Annotated in this window: 15 protein-coding genes; 8 read left to right on the top strand and 7 right to left on the bottom strand. The window is 71.5% G+C overall.

Features of this window, described 5'->3' with window-relative positions; all coding sequences use genetic code 11:
• Nucleotides 1-16 precede the first annotated feature (16 nt).
• Nucleotides 17-547, top strand: a complete 531-nt coding sequence (locus AB0B29_RS28475; protein WP_362244309.1) for a PH domain-containing protein — start codon at nucleotides 17-19, stop codon at nucleotides 545-547.
• Complete coding sequence (locus AB0B29_RS28470) at nucleotides 544-1,878, top strand: PH domain-containing protein (protein ID WP_362244308.1); 1,335 nt, start codon at nucleotides 544-546, stop codon at nucleotides 1,876-1,878. Before AB0B29_RS28475 ends, AB0B29_RS28470 begins: the two co-directional genes overlap by 4 nt.
• A gap of 170 nt (nucleotides 1,879-2,048) precedes the next feature.
• On the opposite strand, the gene AB0B29_RS28465 is transcribed toward AB0B29_RS28470, so the two are convergent.
• Together AB0B29_RS28465 and AB0B29_RS28460 are read right to left on the bottom strand one after the other, a co-directional pair.
• Nucleotides 2,049-3,368 carry a hypothetical protein gene (locus AB0B29_RS28465; RefSeq protein WP_362244307.1) on the bottom strand — a complete coding sequence of 440 codons (1,320 nt, stop codon included), beginning with the start codon at nucleotides 3,366-3,368 and terminating at the stop codon, nucleotides 2,049-2,051.
• 134 nt (nucleotides 3,369-3,502) lie between these two features.
• On the bottom strand, nucleotides 3,503-4,621 hold the full coding sequence (locus AB0B29_RS28460; protein ID WP_362244306.1) for an alpha/beta hydrolase: 1,119 nt from the start codon (nucleotides 4,619-4,621) through the stop codon (nucleotides 3,503-3,505).
• A 230-nt stretch (nucleotides 4,622-4,851) separates the two neighbouring features.
• Between AB0B29_RS28460 and AB0B29_RS28455 the strand changes: the two genes are divergently transcribed.
• The 6 genes from AB0B29_RS28455 to AB0B29_RS28430 all read left to right on the top strand — a co-directional run bounded on the left by AB0B29_RS28455 (nucleotide 4,852) and on the right by AB0B29_RS28430 (nucleotide 9,896).
• Nucleotides 4,852-6,687, top strand: coding sequence for a phosphatidylglycerol lysyltransferase domain-containing protein (locus AB0B29_RS28455; RefSeq protein ID WP_362244305.1), 1,836 nt, complete (start codon nucleotides 4,852-4,854; stop codon nucleotides 6,685-6,687).
• Nucleotides 6,688-6,759: 72 nt separating this feature from the next.
• Nucleotides 6,760-7,641 carry a dihydropteroate synthase gene (folP, locus tag AB0B29_RS28450; RefSeq protein WP_362244304.1) on the top strand — a complete coding sequence of 294 codons (882 nt, stop codon included), beginning with the start codon at nucleotides 6,760-6,762 and terminating at the stop codon, nucleotides 7,639-7,641.
• Complete coding sequence (locus tag AB0B29_RS28445) at nucleotides 7,638-8,144, top strand: nuclear transport factor 2 family protein (protein WP_362244303.1); 507 nt, start codon at nucleotides 7,638-7,640, stop codon at nucleotides 8,142-8,144. Before folP ends, AB0B29_RS28445 begins: the two co-directional genes overlap by 4 nt.
• Before the next feature lie 237 nt (nucleotides 8,145-8,381).
• Complete coding sequence (gene folB, locus AB0B29_RS28440; protein ID WP_362244302.1) at nucleotides 8,382-8,741, top strand: dihydroneopterin aldolase; 360 nt, start codon at nucleotides 8,382-8,384, stop codon at nucleotides 8,739-8,741.
• Nucleotides 8,738-9,349: a 2-amino-4-hydroxy-6-hydroxymethyldihydropteridine diphosphokinase gene (gene folK, locus AB0B29_RS28435; protein WP_362244301.1), complete on the top strand. Its 612-nt coding sequence runs from the start codon at nucleotides 8,738-8,740 to the stop codon at nucleotides 9,347-9,349. The genes folB and folK overlap by 4 nt, the downstream gene beginning before the upstream one ends.
• A gap of 58 nt (nucleotides 9,350-9,407) precedes the next feature.
• A complete protein-coding gene (locus tag AB0B29_RS28430) occupies nucleotides 9,408-9,896 on the top strand; it encodes a DUF3180 domain-containing protein (RefSeq protein ID WP_362244300.1) in 489 nt (162 codons plus the stop codon).
• A 9-nt stretch (nucleotides 9,897-9,905) separates the two neighbouring features.
• Here the strand turns inward: AB0B29_RS28430 and folE are convergent, their stop codons facing one another.
• The 5 genes from folE to AB0B29_RS28405 all read right to left on the bottom strand — a co-directional run bounded on the left by folE (nucleotide 9,906) and on the right by AB0B29_RS28405 (nucleotide 15,911).
• A complete protein-coding gene (gene folE / locus AB0B29_RS28425; RefSeq protein ID WP_362244299.1) occupies nucleotides 9,906-10,511 on the bottom strand; it encodes a GTP cyclohydrolase I FolE in 606 nt (201 codons plus the stop codon).
• 127 nt (nucleotides 10,512-10,638) lie between these two features.
• Nucleotides 10,639-12,678: an ATP-dependent zinc metalloprotease FtsH gene (gene ftsH, locus AB0B29_RS28420; RefSeq protein ID WP_358564806.1), complete on the bottom strand. Its 2,040-nt coding sequence runs from the start codon at nucleotides 12,676-12,678 to the stop codon at nucleotides 10,639-10,641.
• 186 nt (nucleotides 12,679-12,864) lie between these two features.
• On the bottom strand, nucleotides 12,865-13,425 hold the full coding sequence (hpt, locus tag AB0B29_RS28415; protein ID WP_053669745.1) for a hypoxanthine phosphoribosyltransferase: 561 nt from the start codon (nucleotides 13,423-13,425) through the stop codon (nucleotides 12,865-12,867).
• A gap of 61 nt (nucleotides 13,426-13,486) precedes the next feature.
• The gene (gene tilS / locus AB0B29_RS28410; RefSeq protein ID WP_362244298.1) at nucleotides 13,487-14,575 is read right to left on the bottom strand and encodes a tRNA lysidine(34) synthetase TilS; all 1,089 of its coding nucleotides are present in this window, start codon (nucleotides 14,573-14,575) and stop codon (nucleotides 13,487-13,489) included.
• 196 nt (nucleotides 14,576-14,771) lie between these two features.
• Entirely contained in the window at nucleotides 14,772-15,911 is a 1,140-nt protein-coding gene (locus AB0B29_RS28405) for a zinc-dependent metalloprotease (RefSeq protein WP_362244297.1), read from the bottom strand.
• Between the last annotated feature and the right edge of the window lie 61 nt (nucleotides 15,912-15,972).

Here is a 15,972-nt window from a genome sequence, read left to right as displayed (position 1 = left end):
TACGTACGCTGACCCCATGGATACGGGGAGTCCGCACGAGGTGGGGCCGGACGGAACGCAAGGCACGGCCGTGGTTGCCGGGGGCGAGCCGGTGTGGATCGCGCTGCCGCCCGGCCTGCTGAGGATGCGCAGGCTGCTGCTGGTCGTGTGGCTCGGGCTGATCGCCCTGGCGGCCGGGCTCCTGCCGGGGCTGCTGGCGGGGCCCGCCTGGGCCGCCTTCGCGCTGCCGCCCCTTGCCCTGCTGGCCTGGGGCTGGGTGATGATCGAGCGCAACTGGCGTTCCTGGCGGTACGCCGAGCGTGCCGACGACCTGCTGATCAGCCGGGGCGTGCTGTGGCGTGAGGAGACGGTCGTGCCGTACGGGCGGATGCAGCTGGTCGAGGTCACGTCCGGACCCGTCGAGCGGCACTTCGGGCTGGCCAGCGTGCAGCTGCACACGGCCGCCGCGGCCACCGACGCGACCATCCCGGGCCTGGACCCGGCCGAGGCGGAACGGCTGCGCGACCGGCTCACCGAGCTGGGCGAAGCCCGGTCGGCGGGGCTGTGACGGCGCCGGAGGCCGCCGAGGCCTCGCAGGCCGCCACCGAGGTGACCGAGCGGCGGCTGCACCCCGTCACACCGCTGCGCCGCGCCTGGGCACCGGTCGCCGTGGTCATCGGCTGGGCCGTGCACGACCCGGACGGGGCGCAGCGCCATCTGACCCGGCTGACCACGACCACGCTGCTGATCGGCCTCGCCGTGCTCGTCCCGGCCGCCGCCCTCTACGGTTTCTGCTCCTGGTGGTTCACGCACTTCGCGGTGACCGGCACCGAACTGCGCATCCGTACCGGGCTCGTCTTCCGGCGCACCGCGCACATCCGGCTGGAGCGGATCCAGGCCGTCGACATCACCCAGCCGCTGCTGGCCCGGGTCGCTGGCGTGTCCAAGCTCAAGATCGACGTCATAGGCACCGACAAGAAGGACGAACTGGCCTTCCTCGGCGCCGACGAGGCTCGCGCGCTGCGGGCCGAACTGCTCGCCCGGGCAGCCGGTTTCGCGCCCGAGACCGCCCACGAGGTCGGCGAGGCCCCGTCCCGGCAGCTGCTGCGGGTGCCACCGGGTGTGCTCGCCCTGTCGCTGGTGCTGACGGGCGCCACCTGGATGTCGCTGGCTGCGGCGCTCGTCGTCCCGCCGGTGCTGTGGCTGGTCACCCACAGCCTGTGGACGATCCTCGCGGTCGCCCTGCCGTTGCTGGGCGCGGCGGGCGCGAGCAGCGTGGGGCGGTTCGTCGCCGAGTACGACTGGACGGTGGGCGAGTCGCCCGACGGGCTGCGCATCGACCACGGGCTGCTGGACCGGGCCCACGAGACGGTACCGCCGGGGCGCGTGCAGACCGTGCGGATCGTGGAACCGCTGCTGTGGCGGCGGCGCGGCTGGGTCCGGGTGGAGCTGGACGTGGCCGGTTCGTCCAACTCCGTGCTGGTCCCGGTCGCTCCGCGTGAGATCGCCGAGGACGTCGTCGCGCGGGTGCTGCCGGGGGTGAGCGTGCCGGGGCCCGCGGCCCTGTCACCGGCGCCGCGCGGCGCCCGCTGGTGCGTGCCGCTGTGGTGGCGCGGGTACGGACTCGCCGTCACGGACGCGGTGTTCGCGGCCCGGTCCGGGCTGCTGCGACGGAGCCTGGCGCTGGTGCCGCACGCCAAGGTGCAGAGCGTGCGGTTGACGCAGGGGCCGTGGGAGCGGGCCCGGGGCGTCGCCGACGTGTGTGTGGACACGGGCGCGAACAAGACGGTGCGGGCCCGGCTGCGGGACGCCGGTGAGGCGCGCGAGCTGCTGGCGGCACAGGCGGAGCGGTCCCGTACGGGCCGCAGGGACGCGCGACCGGACCGCTGGATGGTGTGACCCCGGGAAACGCCGGGTGACGTAACGCCGGGCGGCCTGACCGCGCAAACGCCGGGTGACGTGACTACAGGGAACGCGGGTGGCCTCACCGTGGGAAAAGCCGGGTGGCCTCACCGTGGGAAAGCGAAGGGCCTCCCGCCGCAGCCGGAGGCCCTTCGTCATCTTTGGCTTCAGGACACCGCGCTGCGCAGTCCCTGTACGTCGATCTGCTCGGTCTCGTCGTGCGCCGTCAGGTCGATGACCTGGCCGATGCCCCGCGACTCCTCGTCGGCCGGCTTGTAGCGGGCCTCGGTCTCGGCCTTGTGCAGGGCGAGCGCCTCGTGGCCGACGACGTCGGCGAGGTCTTCGTTCTGCACGGCCTCCAGGGCCGCGCGGGACGTACCGGCCTTCGTGCCGAAGAAGTCGAACCCGCCCCCGGTCGGCGGACGCCGCACCGGCGACTGCGGCGGGACGGCCACGGCGGTCGGAACGGTGTAGTGCCCGGAGATCCGCCCCGCGGGCTGCTCGGGCCGGGCGGCCTGCTCCGGGCTGGCGGGCTGTTCGGCCCGGGCGGACGGCTCGGCACTGACGGGCTGTTCGGCCCGGGCGGACGGCTCGGCACTGACGGGCTGTTCGGCCGGAACGGTCGTTTCGGCCGCTGCGTGCTCGTGGCCGGCGGCCGCCTCGGACCGCTCCTGTACCTCGTCCTCGCGCGCCTGCTCCCGCTGCTCCGCCTGCTCCCGCTTCGGCTCCTGCGGGGCCTCCGCGCCCTCGCCCTTGCCTTCGCCCTCGCCCTTGTCCTCGTCCTTCGGCACGCCGTCACCGTCGCCGTCGCCGTCCGGGTCCGTGACCCTCTCACCGTCGAACCGGGCGAGCGCGGCCGCGGCCCGCAGGAACAGCCGGGAGCCCTCCGGCGAGAACACGGCGGGAACCGCGGGCTGCTCCTCCACGCCGAGAGCGCCAGGCGTGCCAGACGTTGCAGACGCGGCAGGCGCCTGGTCCGACTCCGGCGAAGCCTCCGCCGCCCCTGCCGGCAGCGCGGCCCGGACCGGGGCGGTCGCCTCTATCTCGAGGACCCGGCGGTCCTCCAGGACGCTCGCGCGTTCCGCCTCCGCCGTGGCGTACCGGCGCAGCAGCGCGGCGTGCTCGTTGCGCAGTCCGGCCAGTTCCGTGCGCTTGGCGCGCAGCCGCTGCTCCAGCTTCCCGCGCAGCTCGCGCGACTCCTCGAGGTCCGCCTCCAGTTCGGCCACGCGTTCCTCGAAGCGCCACTCGTCGCTCGCACGCGCGCGCGTGAGGTCGGCGACGCGCTTGCCCGCCTGGGTGTCCCAACGGCGCAGCACGACCGCGCCGATGACCGCCGTCGCTGCAGCGGCGGCGGCCAGACCGCGGAGCACCATCGGCTCCGTGAACACCCAGGGCCCCAGGGCGCAGACGAGGGAGACGCCTGCGATCGCCGACGGGGGCAGCATCCTGTGCAGGGGCGGGGAATGGCGGTGACGTCCACGTGGCATGGCCAGAAACTTACCGCGCGTAGGCGAATCATGGTGACCCACCCCGCAAAAACAAAGCCGTACCGAAACGTTCACACCACTTCAGAACTCGGGAACAACCGGAATCGGTCACTCACCAATTCCCAAGATCATTTTCAGGGGCCGGTCAGCCGCCCGCTCATCCACTCCAGCGCCGCCGGAATCTCGCGCCGCCAGGTGTTGAAGTTGTGCCCGCCGCTTTCGAGGATGATCGACGAGATCCGTGTCCGCCCGGTGCCCTCGACCCGCTCGATGAACCTCAGCGTGTCCTTGTAGTTGGTCTCTCCCTGTTTGCTGCTGCTGACCAGCAGGGAGGTGTCGGGAGCGGGCTCGTGCGCGAGGAACCACCGCAGGTCCGCGCGATTGCGCAGCGCCTTGTCGCCCTGGAAGAGATCGCCTGTCGTGGCGTCGATCGGCGCCTTGTAGTAAGCCGACAGACCGGCCCCGGCGCCGTACACACCGGGATGGTGCAGGGCGATCTTCAACGCGCAGTAACCGCCCGTGGAGTTGCCGATGATGCCCAGGCCGCCCGGCTTTTCGGCCACCCTGTAGTGCGTGCGCAACGCGTCGGGGAGATCCTTCGCGAAGAACGACTCGGTCTGCGGACCACCCGGGATGTCGACGCACTCCGTGTCCCGGGGAGGGGCCACCGTCGGCCGCAGCATCACGAGGATCATCGGCTTCGCCCGGCCCGCCCGGGCCAGTTCCAGAGCCGTACGCGGATAGCGGAGCTTCTCCACCAGCGCCGACGCCGTACCCGGATAACCCGTCAGCACGACGGCGGTGGGAAACCGGTGGGTGCGGTACCGCGGCTGGAAGTACTCGGGCGGCAGATAGACGTACGCGGGCGAGGCGATGTGCGTCGTACGACCCACGATGTCGACCCGCTGGATACGGCCACCGGCCTGCGGCAGCGCACCGCCCACCCCCGGCACCCGGCGCGAGCCGACCACCTCCAACGGGCCCCCGCCCGGCAGGTGGTCGACGACCACACCCTGGTCCTTCTCCTGCCCGAACAGGTCCGCCCAGCTCGCGTAGAACCCGAAGGACTGGTTGGCGGCCAGGCCCACCGCGGCGAACAGCGCCACCTGAGTGCCCAGCAGCAGGGCGACCCGCCCACTCACGGCACGCAGGCTGCGCCGGGCCAGCCGCGGCCACAGCCAGACCGTGCCGGCGAACAGCAGCACGGCGGACAGCACCACCAGGACCAGCACCTTGTTGCTCGTCAGACCCATACGTCGGTTACCTGCTCGCGCTCTCCGTCCGGACCCTCGCGGTCACACCTTCGCAAGGGCTTGTCCCGGACTTTCCTCGGCCTTTGAAACGGCTTTGACATGGGGAGTGAACCTCTCTCCCCGAGACACCGTCCTAGAGGGCGCAATGTCGCCGGATGCCCGAATCGGCACCGGATCCAAGGTCTCTCGCAGAACTACGGGATGCGATGTCTGTCAGGACAGATGAGGAAATGTCGGGCGAGGTTCCGCGTCGCAGCAGCGGTGCGGCACGTCCGGGCCGGCTGAGCCGGATACCACGCGGGCCACGCCCCGAGGCCGTCCCCGTCCTCGTCGGCAGAGCCTGCGCCCTGGTCGGCGTCCTGGACATCGCCGCGGGCGTCTTCCCCCGCTTCCGGCACAGCAGGATGCACGCCATCGCCGAGGTCCTGCCCGGCGCGCTCGGCCCGTTCGCGGCCGCCCTGTCCCTCAGCACCGGCGTACTGCTGCTGCTCCTCGCCCACGGCCTCAAGCGCGGCAAGCGCCGGGCCTGGCGGGCCGCGGTGGCGCTCCTGCCCGCCGGTGCCCTCGCCCAGTTCACCTACCGGCACTCGCTCGTCGGCACCCTGATCTCCCTGGCTCTGCTGACGCCCCTGCTGCGCCACCGCGACCAGTTCAACGCCCTGCCCGACCCGCGCAGCCGCTGGAAGGCCCTCGCCAACTTCGTCCTCATGAGCGCCGGTTCGCTCGCACTCGGACTGCTCGTCGTCAGCGTCCACAGCGGACGCATCATCGGCGACCCCAGCCTCGCCGACCGCATCACCCACGTCATCTACGGCCTGTTCGGCTTCGAAGGCCCGGTCGACTACCGGGGCGACACCTCCTGGACCGTCGCCTTCTCCCTCGGCGCCCTCGGCCTGCTCACCGCCGTCACCACCATCTACCTGGCCTTCCGCCCCGAACACCCGGCCGCACAGCTCACCGAGGAGGACGAGGCCGCGCTGCGCGCCCTGCTGGACAAACACGGACGCCGCGACTCCCTCGGCCACTTCGCGCTGCGCCGCGACAAAGCCGTCGTCTTCTCCCCCAGCGGCAAGGCGGCCGTCACCTACCGCGTCGTCTCCGGCGTCATGCTCGCCAGCGGCGACCCGATCGGCGACGTCGAGGCCTGGCCCGGCGCCATCGAACGGTTCATGGACGAGGCCAGGGCCCACTCCTGGACCCCCGCCGTCATGGGCTGCTCCGAGACCGGCGGCGAGGTGTGGACCCGCGAGACCGGGCTCGACGCCCTCGAACTGGGCGACGAGGCGGTGGTGGACGTCGCGGATTTCTCCCTCGCCGGCCGCGCGATGCGCAACGTGCGCCAGATGGTCAAGCGCATCGAGCGCGCCGGTTACGAAACCCGGGTACGACGTGTCCGTGACCTCGGCGAGGCCGAGCTGGAGCGCATCCGCCGCGCCGCCGAAGACTGGCGCGGCACCGACACCGAACGCGGCTTCTCCATGGCGCTCGGCCGCGTCGGCGACCCCGCCGACGGCGACTGCCTCATCGCCACCGCCCACAAACAGGACGAACAGCCGGGCCCCTACGGCGACCTGAAGGCGATCCTGCACTTCGTACCGTGGGGCACCGACGGCGCCTCCCTGGACCTGATGCGCCGCGACCGCTCGGCCGACCCGGGCATGAACGAACTGCTCATCGTCGCCGCCCTCCAGGCAGCACCCAGGTTCGGCATCACTCGCGTCTCCCTCAACTTCGCCATGTTCCGCGCGGCCCTCGCCCGCGGCGAGAAGATCGGCGCCGGCCCGGTGCTGCGCGCCTGGCGCGGACTGCTGGTCTTCCTCTCCCGCTGGTTCCAGATCGAGTCCCTCTACAAGTTCAACGCCAAGTTCCAGCCCCGCTGGGAGCCCCGCTTCGTCGTCTACCGCGCTCCCGCCGACCTGCCCCGCATCGGCTTCGCCGCCATGCAGGCCGAGGGCTTCGTCAACCTCGCCCTCCCCCTGCCGCGCTTCCTGCGCCGCCGGCGCCTGGCCACCCCACGCCCCTGCGCCCACACCACCACGGCCGAACCCGACGTCCGGGCGGCATGACCCGTCCCCCGCCCGGGGCCGTCCCCCGGGCCGCAGCGCCTGGCGGCCCCCGCCGGGGCCTACGCTGAACATATGAGCAACCAGAGCGGACGCGGGCGCGTGGCGGGCCTACCGGAACGGGACCGCTGCGCGGTCATGGGAGTCGTGAACGTCACCCCCGACTCCTTCTCCGACGGCGGCCGCTTCTTCGACACCACGGCCGCCGTCAAACGCGGCCTCGGCCTGGTCACCGAGGGTGCGGACCTGGTCGACGTCGGCGGCGAGTCCACCCGCCCCGGCGCCACCCGGGTCGACGAGGACGAGGAACTGCGGCGCGTCATCCCCGTCGTCCGCGGCCTGGCCTCCGAAGGCGTCACCGTCTCCGTCGACACCATGCGCGCCTCCGTCGCCGAACGGGCCCTCGCGTCCGGTGCCGCCCTCGTCAACGACGTCAGCGGCGGCCTCGCCGACCCCCGCATGATCCCGGCCGTCGCCGACGCCGGCGCCCCCTTCGTCGTCATGCACTGGCGCGGCTTCCTCCAGGGCGGCAACGTCAGGGGCGAATACGCCGACGTCGTCACCGAGGTCGTCGACGAACTGCACGCGCGCGTGGAGGCCGTCCTGGCCGGCGGCATCGCCCCCGACCGCGTCATCGTCGACCCCGGCCTCGGCTTCTCCAAGGACGCCGAGCACGACCTCGCCCTCCTCGCCGGCCTCGACCGGGTCCTCGCCCTCGGCCACCCGCTGCTCGTCGCCGCCTCCCGCAAACGCTTCCTCGGCCGGGTCCTCGCCGGCCCCGACGGCCCCCCGCCACCCGCACGCGAACGCGACGCCGCCACCGCGGCCGTCTCCGCACTCGCGGCGCACGCCGGCGCATGGGCGGTCCGCGTCCACGAAGTGCGCGCCACCGCGGACGCCGTACGGGTCGCCCGCGCCATCGAAGGAGCACGCACCGGCGCAGAAGGAGCCCGGTGAGCGCCCCGCACACCGACGTCGAACAGGTCGAGGCCGCCAACACCGCCTTCTACGAGGCACTGGAACAGGGCGACTTCGAGGAACTGGCGTCGCTCTGGCTGACCCCCTCCGATCTGGGCGTCGACGAGACCTACCACGACCCGGCCGACACCGGCGTGGTCTCCTGCGTGCATCCCGGCTGGCCCGTCCTCACCGGCCGCGGCGAGGTCCTCAGGTCGTACGCGCTGATCATGGCGAACACCGACTACATCCAGTTCTTCCTGACCGACGTGCACGTCTCGGTCACCGGCGACACCGCCCTGGTGACCTGCACGGAGAACATCCTCAGCGGTGGCCCCGCACCCGAGGGCGCCGGCGAGGAGCTCGGCCCGCTCGTCGGACAGCTCGTGGTCGCCACCAACGTGTTCCGGCGCACGCCCCAGGGGTGGAAGATCTGGTCGCACCACGCTTCCCCCGTCCTGGCGGAAACAGACGAGGACGAGCAGGACGACACCCCCTCCTGAGTGGGTACGCGCCAGGAAGTGGTTGGAATCACCTACGCCCGGGTAGGGGCGGCTACCGACCTGTGCACCGACGGGTTCCCCCAGGGGAAACGCTGGATGAACCCTGCCGGGCCCGGGCGCAGCCCCCACCCCGTGACCCGGATCCGCCCGTGCGCGCAGGTAGATTCGACCGAGGCCGGTGTGCCGACCGCACACGGCACCCACCGGCCCTGACCGACGATTGCAGGAGTGATTCGCGTGGATCGTGTCGCGCTGCGCGGCCTGAGGGCCCGCGGGCACCACGGCGTGTTCCCCGAGGAACGCGCGGAGGGCCAGACCTTCATCGTGGACCTCGTCCTCGGCCTGGACACCCGTCCGGCCGCGGCCGACGACGACCTGGCGAAGACCGTGCACTACGGCATCGTGGCGGAGGAGGTCGTGGCCGTCGTCCAGGGCGAGCCCGTCGACCTCATCGAGACGCTCGCCGAACGCATCGCCCAGGCCTGTCTGAAGCACGAGGAGGTACAGGAGGTCGAGGTCTGCGTCCACAAGCCGGACGCCCCGATCACCGTCCCCTTCGACGACGTGACCGTCACCATCACCCGGAGCCGAGTATGACCGCGCCCTTCATCAAGGGTCCGACCGACCCGACCGTACAGCCGGTGCCCGCCTCCGTCGTCGAGAAGGTCGACGCCGCCGACACGACCCTGTCCAACCCCAAACGCGCCGTGGTCGCCCTCGGCTCCAACCTCGGCAACCGCCTGGAGACCCTCCAAGGCGCCATCGACGCCCTGGAGGACACGCCCGGCGTCCGCGTCAAGGGCGTCTCCCCGGTCTACGAGACCGAGCCCTGGGGCGTGGACCCCGGCAGCCAGCCCGCCTACTTCAACGCCGTCGTGGTCCTCAAGACCACCCTTCCGCCGTCCTCGCTCCTGGAGCGCGCGCACGCGGTCGAGGAGGCCTTCCACCGCGTCCGGGACGAGCACTGGGGCCCGCGCACCCTCGACGTCGACATCGTCTCCTACTCCGACGTCGTCTCCGACGACCCGCAGCTCACCCTCCCCCACCCGCGCGCCCACGAGCGCGCCTTCGTCCTGGCCCCCTGGCACGACCTGGACCCCGAGGCGCAGCTGCCCGGCCGCGGCCCCGTAGCCGGTCTCCTCGACGCCGTCACCCGGGCGGGGGTCGCGCCCCGCCAGGACCTGGAACTCCGGCTGCCCGAGTAGCCGTTAAGGTCAAGACGGCCGCGAACCGGGCCGAAGCCGGGGGAACCGAAGGGACACCGTGAGAGAGCTGCGTATCCGGGTGCTGGCCGGCGTCTTCGTCGTGGCCGGAGTCCTGTCCTGGGCGGGCGCCCGCCTGTGGAACTCGGTCGGCACGCTCCCGAGCGTCCCGCTGGCCGCGCCCATCGTCCTGGCCGTGATCGCCGTGGTCCTGCTGGCCACGGCGCTCTCCATCCGTGCCCGTCTCAAGGCGCAGCGCGAGCGCCGCCCCGAGGCGAAGGGCGTCGACCCCCTCATGGCGGCCCGCGCGGTCGTCTTCGGCCACGCCAGCGCCCTGGTGGCCGCCCTCGTCGCCGGCATGTACGGCGGCACCGGCGTCTTCCTCCTGGAATCCCTCGACATCCCCGCCCGCCGCGACCAGGCCATCTACGCCGGCCTCTCCGTCGTCGCGGGCATCGGCGTCATAGCGGCAGCGATCTTCCTGGAACGCGTCTGCAAACTCCCGGAAGACGACGAGAACGACGGCACGGGCGTGGCACCGACGGTCTGACGCGGACCGTCAGCGCGCCATGATGAGGCTCATCGCCTCGTTCCGCGTCGCCATGTCCCTCAGCTGCCCCCGCACGGCCGACGTCAGCGTCTTGGCGCCCGGCTTGCGGATCCCGCGCATCGACATGCACATGTGCTCGCACTCGACGACCACGATGACCCCGCGCGGCTCCAGTATCTCCATCAGCGAGTCCGCGATCTGCGTTGTGAGTCGTTCCTGCACCTGCGGGCGCCGGGCGTAGACGTCCACGAGCCGGGCCAGCTTCGACAGCCCGGTGATCTTGCCGCTGGTGGACGGGATGTATCCGACGTGGGCGACGCCACGGAACGGCACCAGATGATGCTCACAGGTCGAGTACACCTCGATGTCCTTCACGAGCACCATCTCGTCGTGCCCGAGGTCGAACGTCGTCGTCAGCACGTCCTCCGGCTGCTGCCACAACCCCGCGAATATCTCCTTGTACGCCCGCGCAACCCGCGCCGGTGTCTCGCGGAGGCCCTCGCGGTCCGGGTCCTCGCCGACCGCGATCAGGAGCTCGCGTACGGCGTTCTCGGCGCGCTTCTCGTCGAACTCGCCGATCTGGCCGTCGCCGTCCAGCGCCACGGGGTCGGTCATCTGCTGCCTCGTTCCTGTGTCCTTCACGGGGCGGCCTGCACGAATGGCGAAAAGCCGCGCCCCCCAGGCTAAAACCTGGGGGGCGCGGCATCCATTCCGGGGCGGTGGGCCGCCGGGAGAGCTCGGGTCAGCTCTCGGGGCGGTCCTCCGGGGTCCGCTCGGGCGCCGGGGCGGGCTCCGCCGCGGTGCTCTTCGCGGTGGAGATGGCCGGCGTCGCGCCGTTCGCCCCGTTCGTCAGGGCCAGCTCCTTGGGGGAGAGGACCGGCGGACGGGTGGAGGGCGTACGGCGGGAGGAGCCGGTCCAGGCGGGCCTGGGCGGGCGCTTGACGATGGGGGCGAAGATCTCGGCGATCTGCTCCTTGCCCAGCGTTTCCTTCTCCAGCAGCTGCAGCACGAGGTTGTCGAGGACGTCACGGTTCTCGACGAGGATCTCCCAGGCCTCGTTGTGCGCCGTCTCGATGAGCTTCTTGACCTCTTCGTCCACGAGCGCGGCGACCTCTTCCGAGTAGTCGCGCTGGTGAGACATCTCACGGCCGAGGAAGGGCTCGGTGTTGTCGCCGCCGAACTTGATCGCGCCGAGACGCTCGGTCATGCCGTACTGCGTGACCATCGCGCGGGCCAGGCCCGTGGCCTTCTCGATGTCGTTGGCGGCACCCGTGGTCGGGTCGTGGAAGACGAGCTCCTCGGCCGCGCGGCCGCCCAGCATGTAGGCCAGCTGGTCCAGCATCTCGTTGCGCGTGGTCGAGTACTTGTCCTCGTCCGGCAGCACCATCGTGTAGCCGAGGGCGCGGCCCCTCGACAGGATCGTGATCTTGTGGACGGGATCGGAGTTGGGTGAGGCCGCCGCGACCAGGGCGTGACCGCCCTCGTGGTACGCGGTGATCTTCTTCTCCTTGTCCGACATGATCCGGGTCCGCTTCTGCGGCCCCGCGACCACGCGGTCGATCGCCTCGTCGAGCATGTGGTTGTCGATCAGCTTCTGGTCGCTGCGGGCCGTCAGCAGGGCGGCCTCGTTCAGCACGTTGGCCAGATCGGCACCCGTCATGCCGGGGGTGCGGCGGGCGACGGCCGACAGGTCGACGTCGGGCGCGACCGGCTTGCCCTTCTGGTGGACCTTGAGGATCTCCAGACGGCCCTGCATGTCCGGGCGGTCGACGGCGATCTGCCGGTCGAAACGGCCGGGGCGCAGCAGCGCCGGGTCGAGGATGTCGGGCCGGTTCGTCGCGGCGATGAGGATCACGCCGCCCTTGACGTCGAAGCCGTCCATCTCGACGAGGAGCTGGTTCAGGGTCTGCTCGCGCTCGTCGTGGCCACCGCCGAGGCCGGCGCCGCGGTGGCGGCCGACCGCGTCGATCTCGTCGACGAAGACGATCGCCGGGGCGTTCGCCTTGGCCTGCTCGAACAGGTCACGGACTCGGGAGGCACCGACACCGACGAACATCTCGACGAAGTCGGAACCGGAGATCGAGTAGAACGGGACGCCGGCCTCGCCCGCGACGGCTCGCGCGAGCAGGGTCTTGCCGGTGCCGGGAGGCCCGTAGAGCAGGACGCCCTTGGGGATCTTGGCGCCGACGGCCTGGAACTTGGCCGGCTCCTGGAGGAACTCCTTGATCTCGTGGAGCTCCTCGACGGCCTCGTCGGATCCGGCGACGTCGGAGAAGGTGGTCTTGGGGGTGTCCTTGGTGATGAGCTTGGCCTTGGACTTCCCGAAGTTCATGACCCGGGAGCCGCCGCCCTGCATCTGGTTCATCAGGAACAGGAACACGACCACGATCAGCACGAAGGGCAGCAGGGAGAGCAGGATGCCGACGAACGGGTTCTGCTTGGACGGCGAGACCGTGTAGCCGTCCGGGATCTGCTTGTCCTGGTACTTGTTCTGCAGCGTGTTGGCGATGTCGACGCCCTGGTCGCCGATGTAGCTCGCCTGGATCTTCGAGCTGCCCTCGACCTTCACACCGTCTTTGAGCGTGGCCTTGATGGTCTGCTCGTCACCGGTGGTCAGCTTGGCCGACTCGACCTTGTTCTGGTTGATCGCCTGGACGACCTGGCCGGTGTCCACCGTCTTGTAGCCGCCGGACGAGCCGACGACCTGCATCAACACGACCACGGCAAGGACGGCCAGCACGATCCACATGACCGGCCCACGGAAGTATCGCTTCACGTCCATCCATACGGAGCGGTGCCGCCCCGTCCCTCCTGCCATAGTGAGTTTGATAAAGACTGTTCTTCGGACGGTACCCCAGCATTGTCACCTGAAGCCGCGTGGGACGGCTGGCGATCCGCCTACGCCTGCTCCAACGGCGGGAGGCCCGCTGGGGTTCCCGATCACCGTCACGGCACTCCGGCCGGGTTCTCAGCCGCCGTACACGTGGGGCGCGAGCGTACCGACGAACGGGAGGTTGCGGTACTTCTCGGCGTAGTCGAGTCCGTATCCCACGACGAATTCGTTGGGGATGTCGAAGCCGACCCATTCCACGTCGATGGCGACCTTCGCGGCCTCGGGCTTGCGCAGCAGCGTGCACACCTTGAGGGAGGCGGGCTCGCGCGAGCCGAGGTTGGAGAGCAGCCAGGACAGGGTCAGGCCGGAGTCGATGATGTCCTCGACGATGAGGACGTGCCTGCCCTTGATGTCGGTGTCGAGGTCCTTGAGGATCCGCACCACACCGGAGGACTGGGTGCCCGCCCCGTACGAGGATACGGCCATCCAGTCCATGGTGACGGGGGTGGACAGGGCCCGCGCGAGGTCGGCCATGACCATCACCGCGCCCTTGAGGACTCCGACGATCAGCAGGTCCTTGCCCGCGTACTCCGCGTCGATCTTCGCTGCCAGCTCGGCCAGCTTGGCGTCGATCTCTTCCTTGGTGATGAGCACCTTCTCGAGGTCGGCACCCATGTCTTTCGCGTCCACCCGCATCACTTTCGGTCGTCCCACCGGCCGATCGGCCCCTCCGCCGGCTGCGGGGAGGGGTCGTGGTTCAGCCTTGCCGAATCACCAGTCTGCCACCCTGCCGCCGGGCCACGACCTTGCCGGGGAGGTTGATGGCTCCCTGACCGCGCCAACCGGTGATGAGGCGGTCGACTTCCTCGATGTGGCGGGCGAACAGCGAGCCGGCGGGCGCACCGGCCGCGATGGCGGCCCGGCGCAGGATGCGGCGGCGTACGGCGGGCGGCAGGGCGTAGAGCTTGGCGCACTCCAGGAGCCCGGCGGCGTCGCGGACGGTGGGCTCGGCCTGGCCGGCCCAGGAGTCCAGGGCGTCGGCGTCGTCGCGGGAGAGCTGGGCCGTCCGGGCGAGGGCCTCGACGACGCCTTTGCCGAGGGCCTTCTCCAGGGCGGGCAGGCCTTCGTGGCGGAGCCGGGAGCGGGTGTAGGCCGGGTCGGCGTTGTGGGGGTCGTCCCAGACGGGCAGGGACTGGACCATGCAGGCCTTGCGGGCGGTCTGCCGGTCGAGTTCCAGGAAGGGGCGCCGGTAACGGCCGCCGGCCCCCGAGACCGCGGCCATTCCGGACAGGGAGCGGGTGCCGGAGCCCCGGGCGAGGCCGAGCAGGACGGTTTCGGCCTGGTCGTCGCGGGTGTGGCCGAGCAGGACCGCGCTGGCGCCGTGGCGTTCGGCCGCGGTGTCGAGTGCGGCGTAGCGGGCGTCGCGGGCGGCGGCCTCGGGTCCGCCGGTGCGGCCGACGGTGACGGTGACGGAGTCGACCGGGTCGAGGCCGAGTTCACGCAGGCGCTGGACGACTTCCGCGGCGCGCAGGTCGGAGCCGGTCTGGAGGCCGTGGTCGACGGTGACGCCGCCGGCTCTGATGCCGAGTTTGGGGGCCTCGAAGGCGAGGGCGGAGGCGAGGGCCATGGAGTCGGCGCCGCCGGAGCACGCCACGAGCACGAGCGGCGGGGGTGGGGGTACCTCCCGGCTCGAGTGCCGCCGGGAGCCGGGGGGAGGCTCGTCCGGCGTGGAGTGCGCGTGGGCGTGCGGGACCGCGGCGGGGGCGCGGTGGTGTTCGGTGAGGAGGTCGTGGAGGACGCGGCGGACCGCCAGGCGTATCGCCGCGACCGCAGGATGGGGACCCATGTCCGGTTCCCTTCATGAAGTTTTCGGGGGGTGAGCCCGCGTGCCGGTCACGCAGAGTGTGTAGATGGTGACAGAACCGGGCCGTTCCCCGAGCATTGCACGCCTACCCCTGCCTCACGGTCCCTCGGACGGGTGATTGGAGGGGCGTTCGCCTGCCGTCGGCCGGTTTCCCTTCACGACCTTCCCGCGAAGTTCACTACTCGGCCCTGCGGTGCACCCGCGCGACCCAGTCCGCCGGTTTGGCGATCTCCGACTTGGTGGGGAGGGTGTTGGGCGAGGTCCACACGCGGTTGAAGCCGTCCATGCCGACCTCGTCGACGACGGCCCGTACGAAGCGTTCGCCGTCGCGGTACTGGCGGAGCTTGGCGTCCAGGCCGAGCAGCTTGCGCAGGGCCAGGTCGAGGCGGGAGGCGCCCTTGGCGCGGCGCTGCTGGAACTTCTCGCGGATCTCCCCGACGCTCGGTACGACGTCCGGGCCGACGCCGTCCATCACGAAGTCGGCGTGCCCTTCCAGCAGGGACATCACGGCGGTGAGGCGGCCGAGGATCTCGCGCTGGGCGGGGGTCTGGACGATCTCGACGAGGGAGCGGCCGCCGTCGTCCTCCTCGGCCTCGGGGCGGCCCCCGGCGAGGCTCTGGGCGGCTTCCCGGACGCGTTCCAGGACGGTCATGGGGTCGACGTCGGTCTCCTGGAGGAACGACTGGATTTCACCCTCCAGGTGGTCCCGGAGCCAGGGGACGGCGGTGAACTGGGTGCGGTGCGTCTCCTCGTGCAGGCAGACCCAGAGCCGGAAGTCGTGCGGGTCGACGTCGAGTTCGCGCTCCACGTGGACGATGTTCGGGGCGACGAGCAGGAGCCTGCCGCCACCCGGCGCGTCGGGGGAACCGCCGGAGGGGAGGTCGCCGGTGGCGGGGGCGAAGGTCTCGTACTGGCCGAGGACGCGGGAGGCCAGGAAGGACAGCAGCATGCCGAGTTCGACGCCGGTGACCTTGCCGCCGACGGCGCTCATGACCGCGCCGCCGGTGGTGCTGCCGCGCCGTTCCTGCATCTTGTCGAGCAGGGGCCGCAGGATCTCCCGGAACCCTGCGACGTTGGCCCGGATCCAGCCTGGCCGGTCGACGACGAGGACGGGGGTGTCGTGCCCCTCCTCGGTGCCCAGACGGGTGAATTCCCGGACGTGTACCTCCGAGGCCTTGGCATGCCGGCGCAGCTCCGCGACGACGGCCCGGGCCTCGTCGCGACTGACCTCGGGGCCCGGCCGTACGAGCCGGGTCGCGGTCGCGACCGCGAGATTCCAGTCGACCATGCCGGTTGAAGCACCACCGATGCTCGTCATGCGTCAACCGTACGTGAGGGCCGCCCGCTGGGGCAGGGCGGCGACGGGCCGGAGGCCACCG

This window comes from Streptomyces tibetensis, assembly GCF_040647715.1.
Taxonomy (GTDB): Bacteria; Actinomycetota; Actinomycetes; order Streptomycetales; family Streptomycetaceae; genus Streptomyces; species Streptomyces tibetensis_A.
This window is presented reverse-complemented; position numbering and strand designations above follow the sequence as displayed.

Bases quoted from the DNA above. Each gene is read 5' to 3' on its own strand.
- AB0B29_RS28475 (WP_362244309.1), top strand. From the start codon at position 17: ATGGATACGGGGAGTCCGCACGAGGTGGGGCCGGACGGAACGCAAGGC.
- AB0B29_RS28465 (WP_362244307.1), bottom strand. From the start codon at position 3,368: ATGCCACGTGGACGTCACCGCCATTCCCCGCCCCTGCACAGGATGCTG.
- AB0B29_RS28460 (WP_362244306.1), bottom strand. From the start codon at position 4,621: ATGGGTCTGACGAGCAACAAGGTGCTGGTCCTGGTGGTGCTGTCCGCC.
- AB0B29_RS28455 (WP_362244305.1), top strand. From the start codon at position 4,852: ATGTCGGGCGAGGTTCCGCGTCGCAGCAGCGGTGCGGCACGTCCGGGC.
- folP (WP_362244304.1), top strand. From the start codon at position 6,760: ATGAGCAACCAGAGCGGACGCGGGCGCGTGGCGGGCCTACCGGAACGG.
- folK (WP_362244301.1), top strand. From the start codon at position 8,738: ATGACCGCGCCCTTCATCAAGGGTCCGACCGACCCGACCGTACAGCCG.
- folE (WP_362244299.1), bottom strand. From the start codon at position 10,511: ATGACCGACCCCGTGGCGCTGGACGGCGACGGCCAGATCGGCGAGTTC.
- ftsH (WP_358564806.1), bottom strand. From the start codon at position 12,678: ATGGACGTGAAGCGATACTTCCGTGGGCCGGTCATGTGGATCGTGCTG.
- hpt (WP_053669745.1), bottom strand. From the start codon at position 13,425: ATGCGGGTGGACGCGAAAGACATGGGTGCCGACCTCGAGAAGGTGCTC.
- tilS (WP_362244298.1), bottom strand. From the start codon at position 14,575: ATGGGTCCCCATCCTGCGGTCGCGGCGATACGCCTGGCGGTCCGCCGC.
- AB0B29_RS28405 (WP_362244297.1), bottom strand. From the start codon at position 15,911: ATGACGAGCATCGGTGGTGCTTCAACCGGCATGGTCGACTGGAATCTC.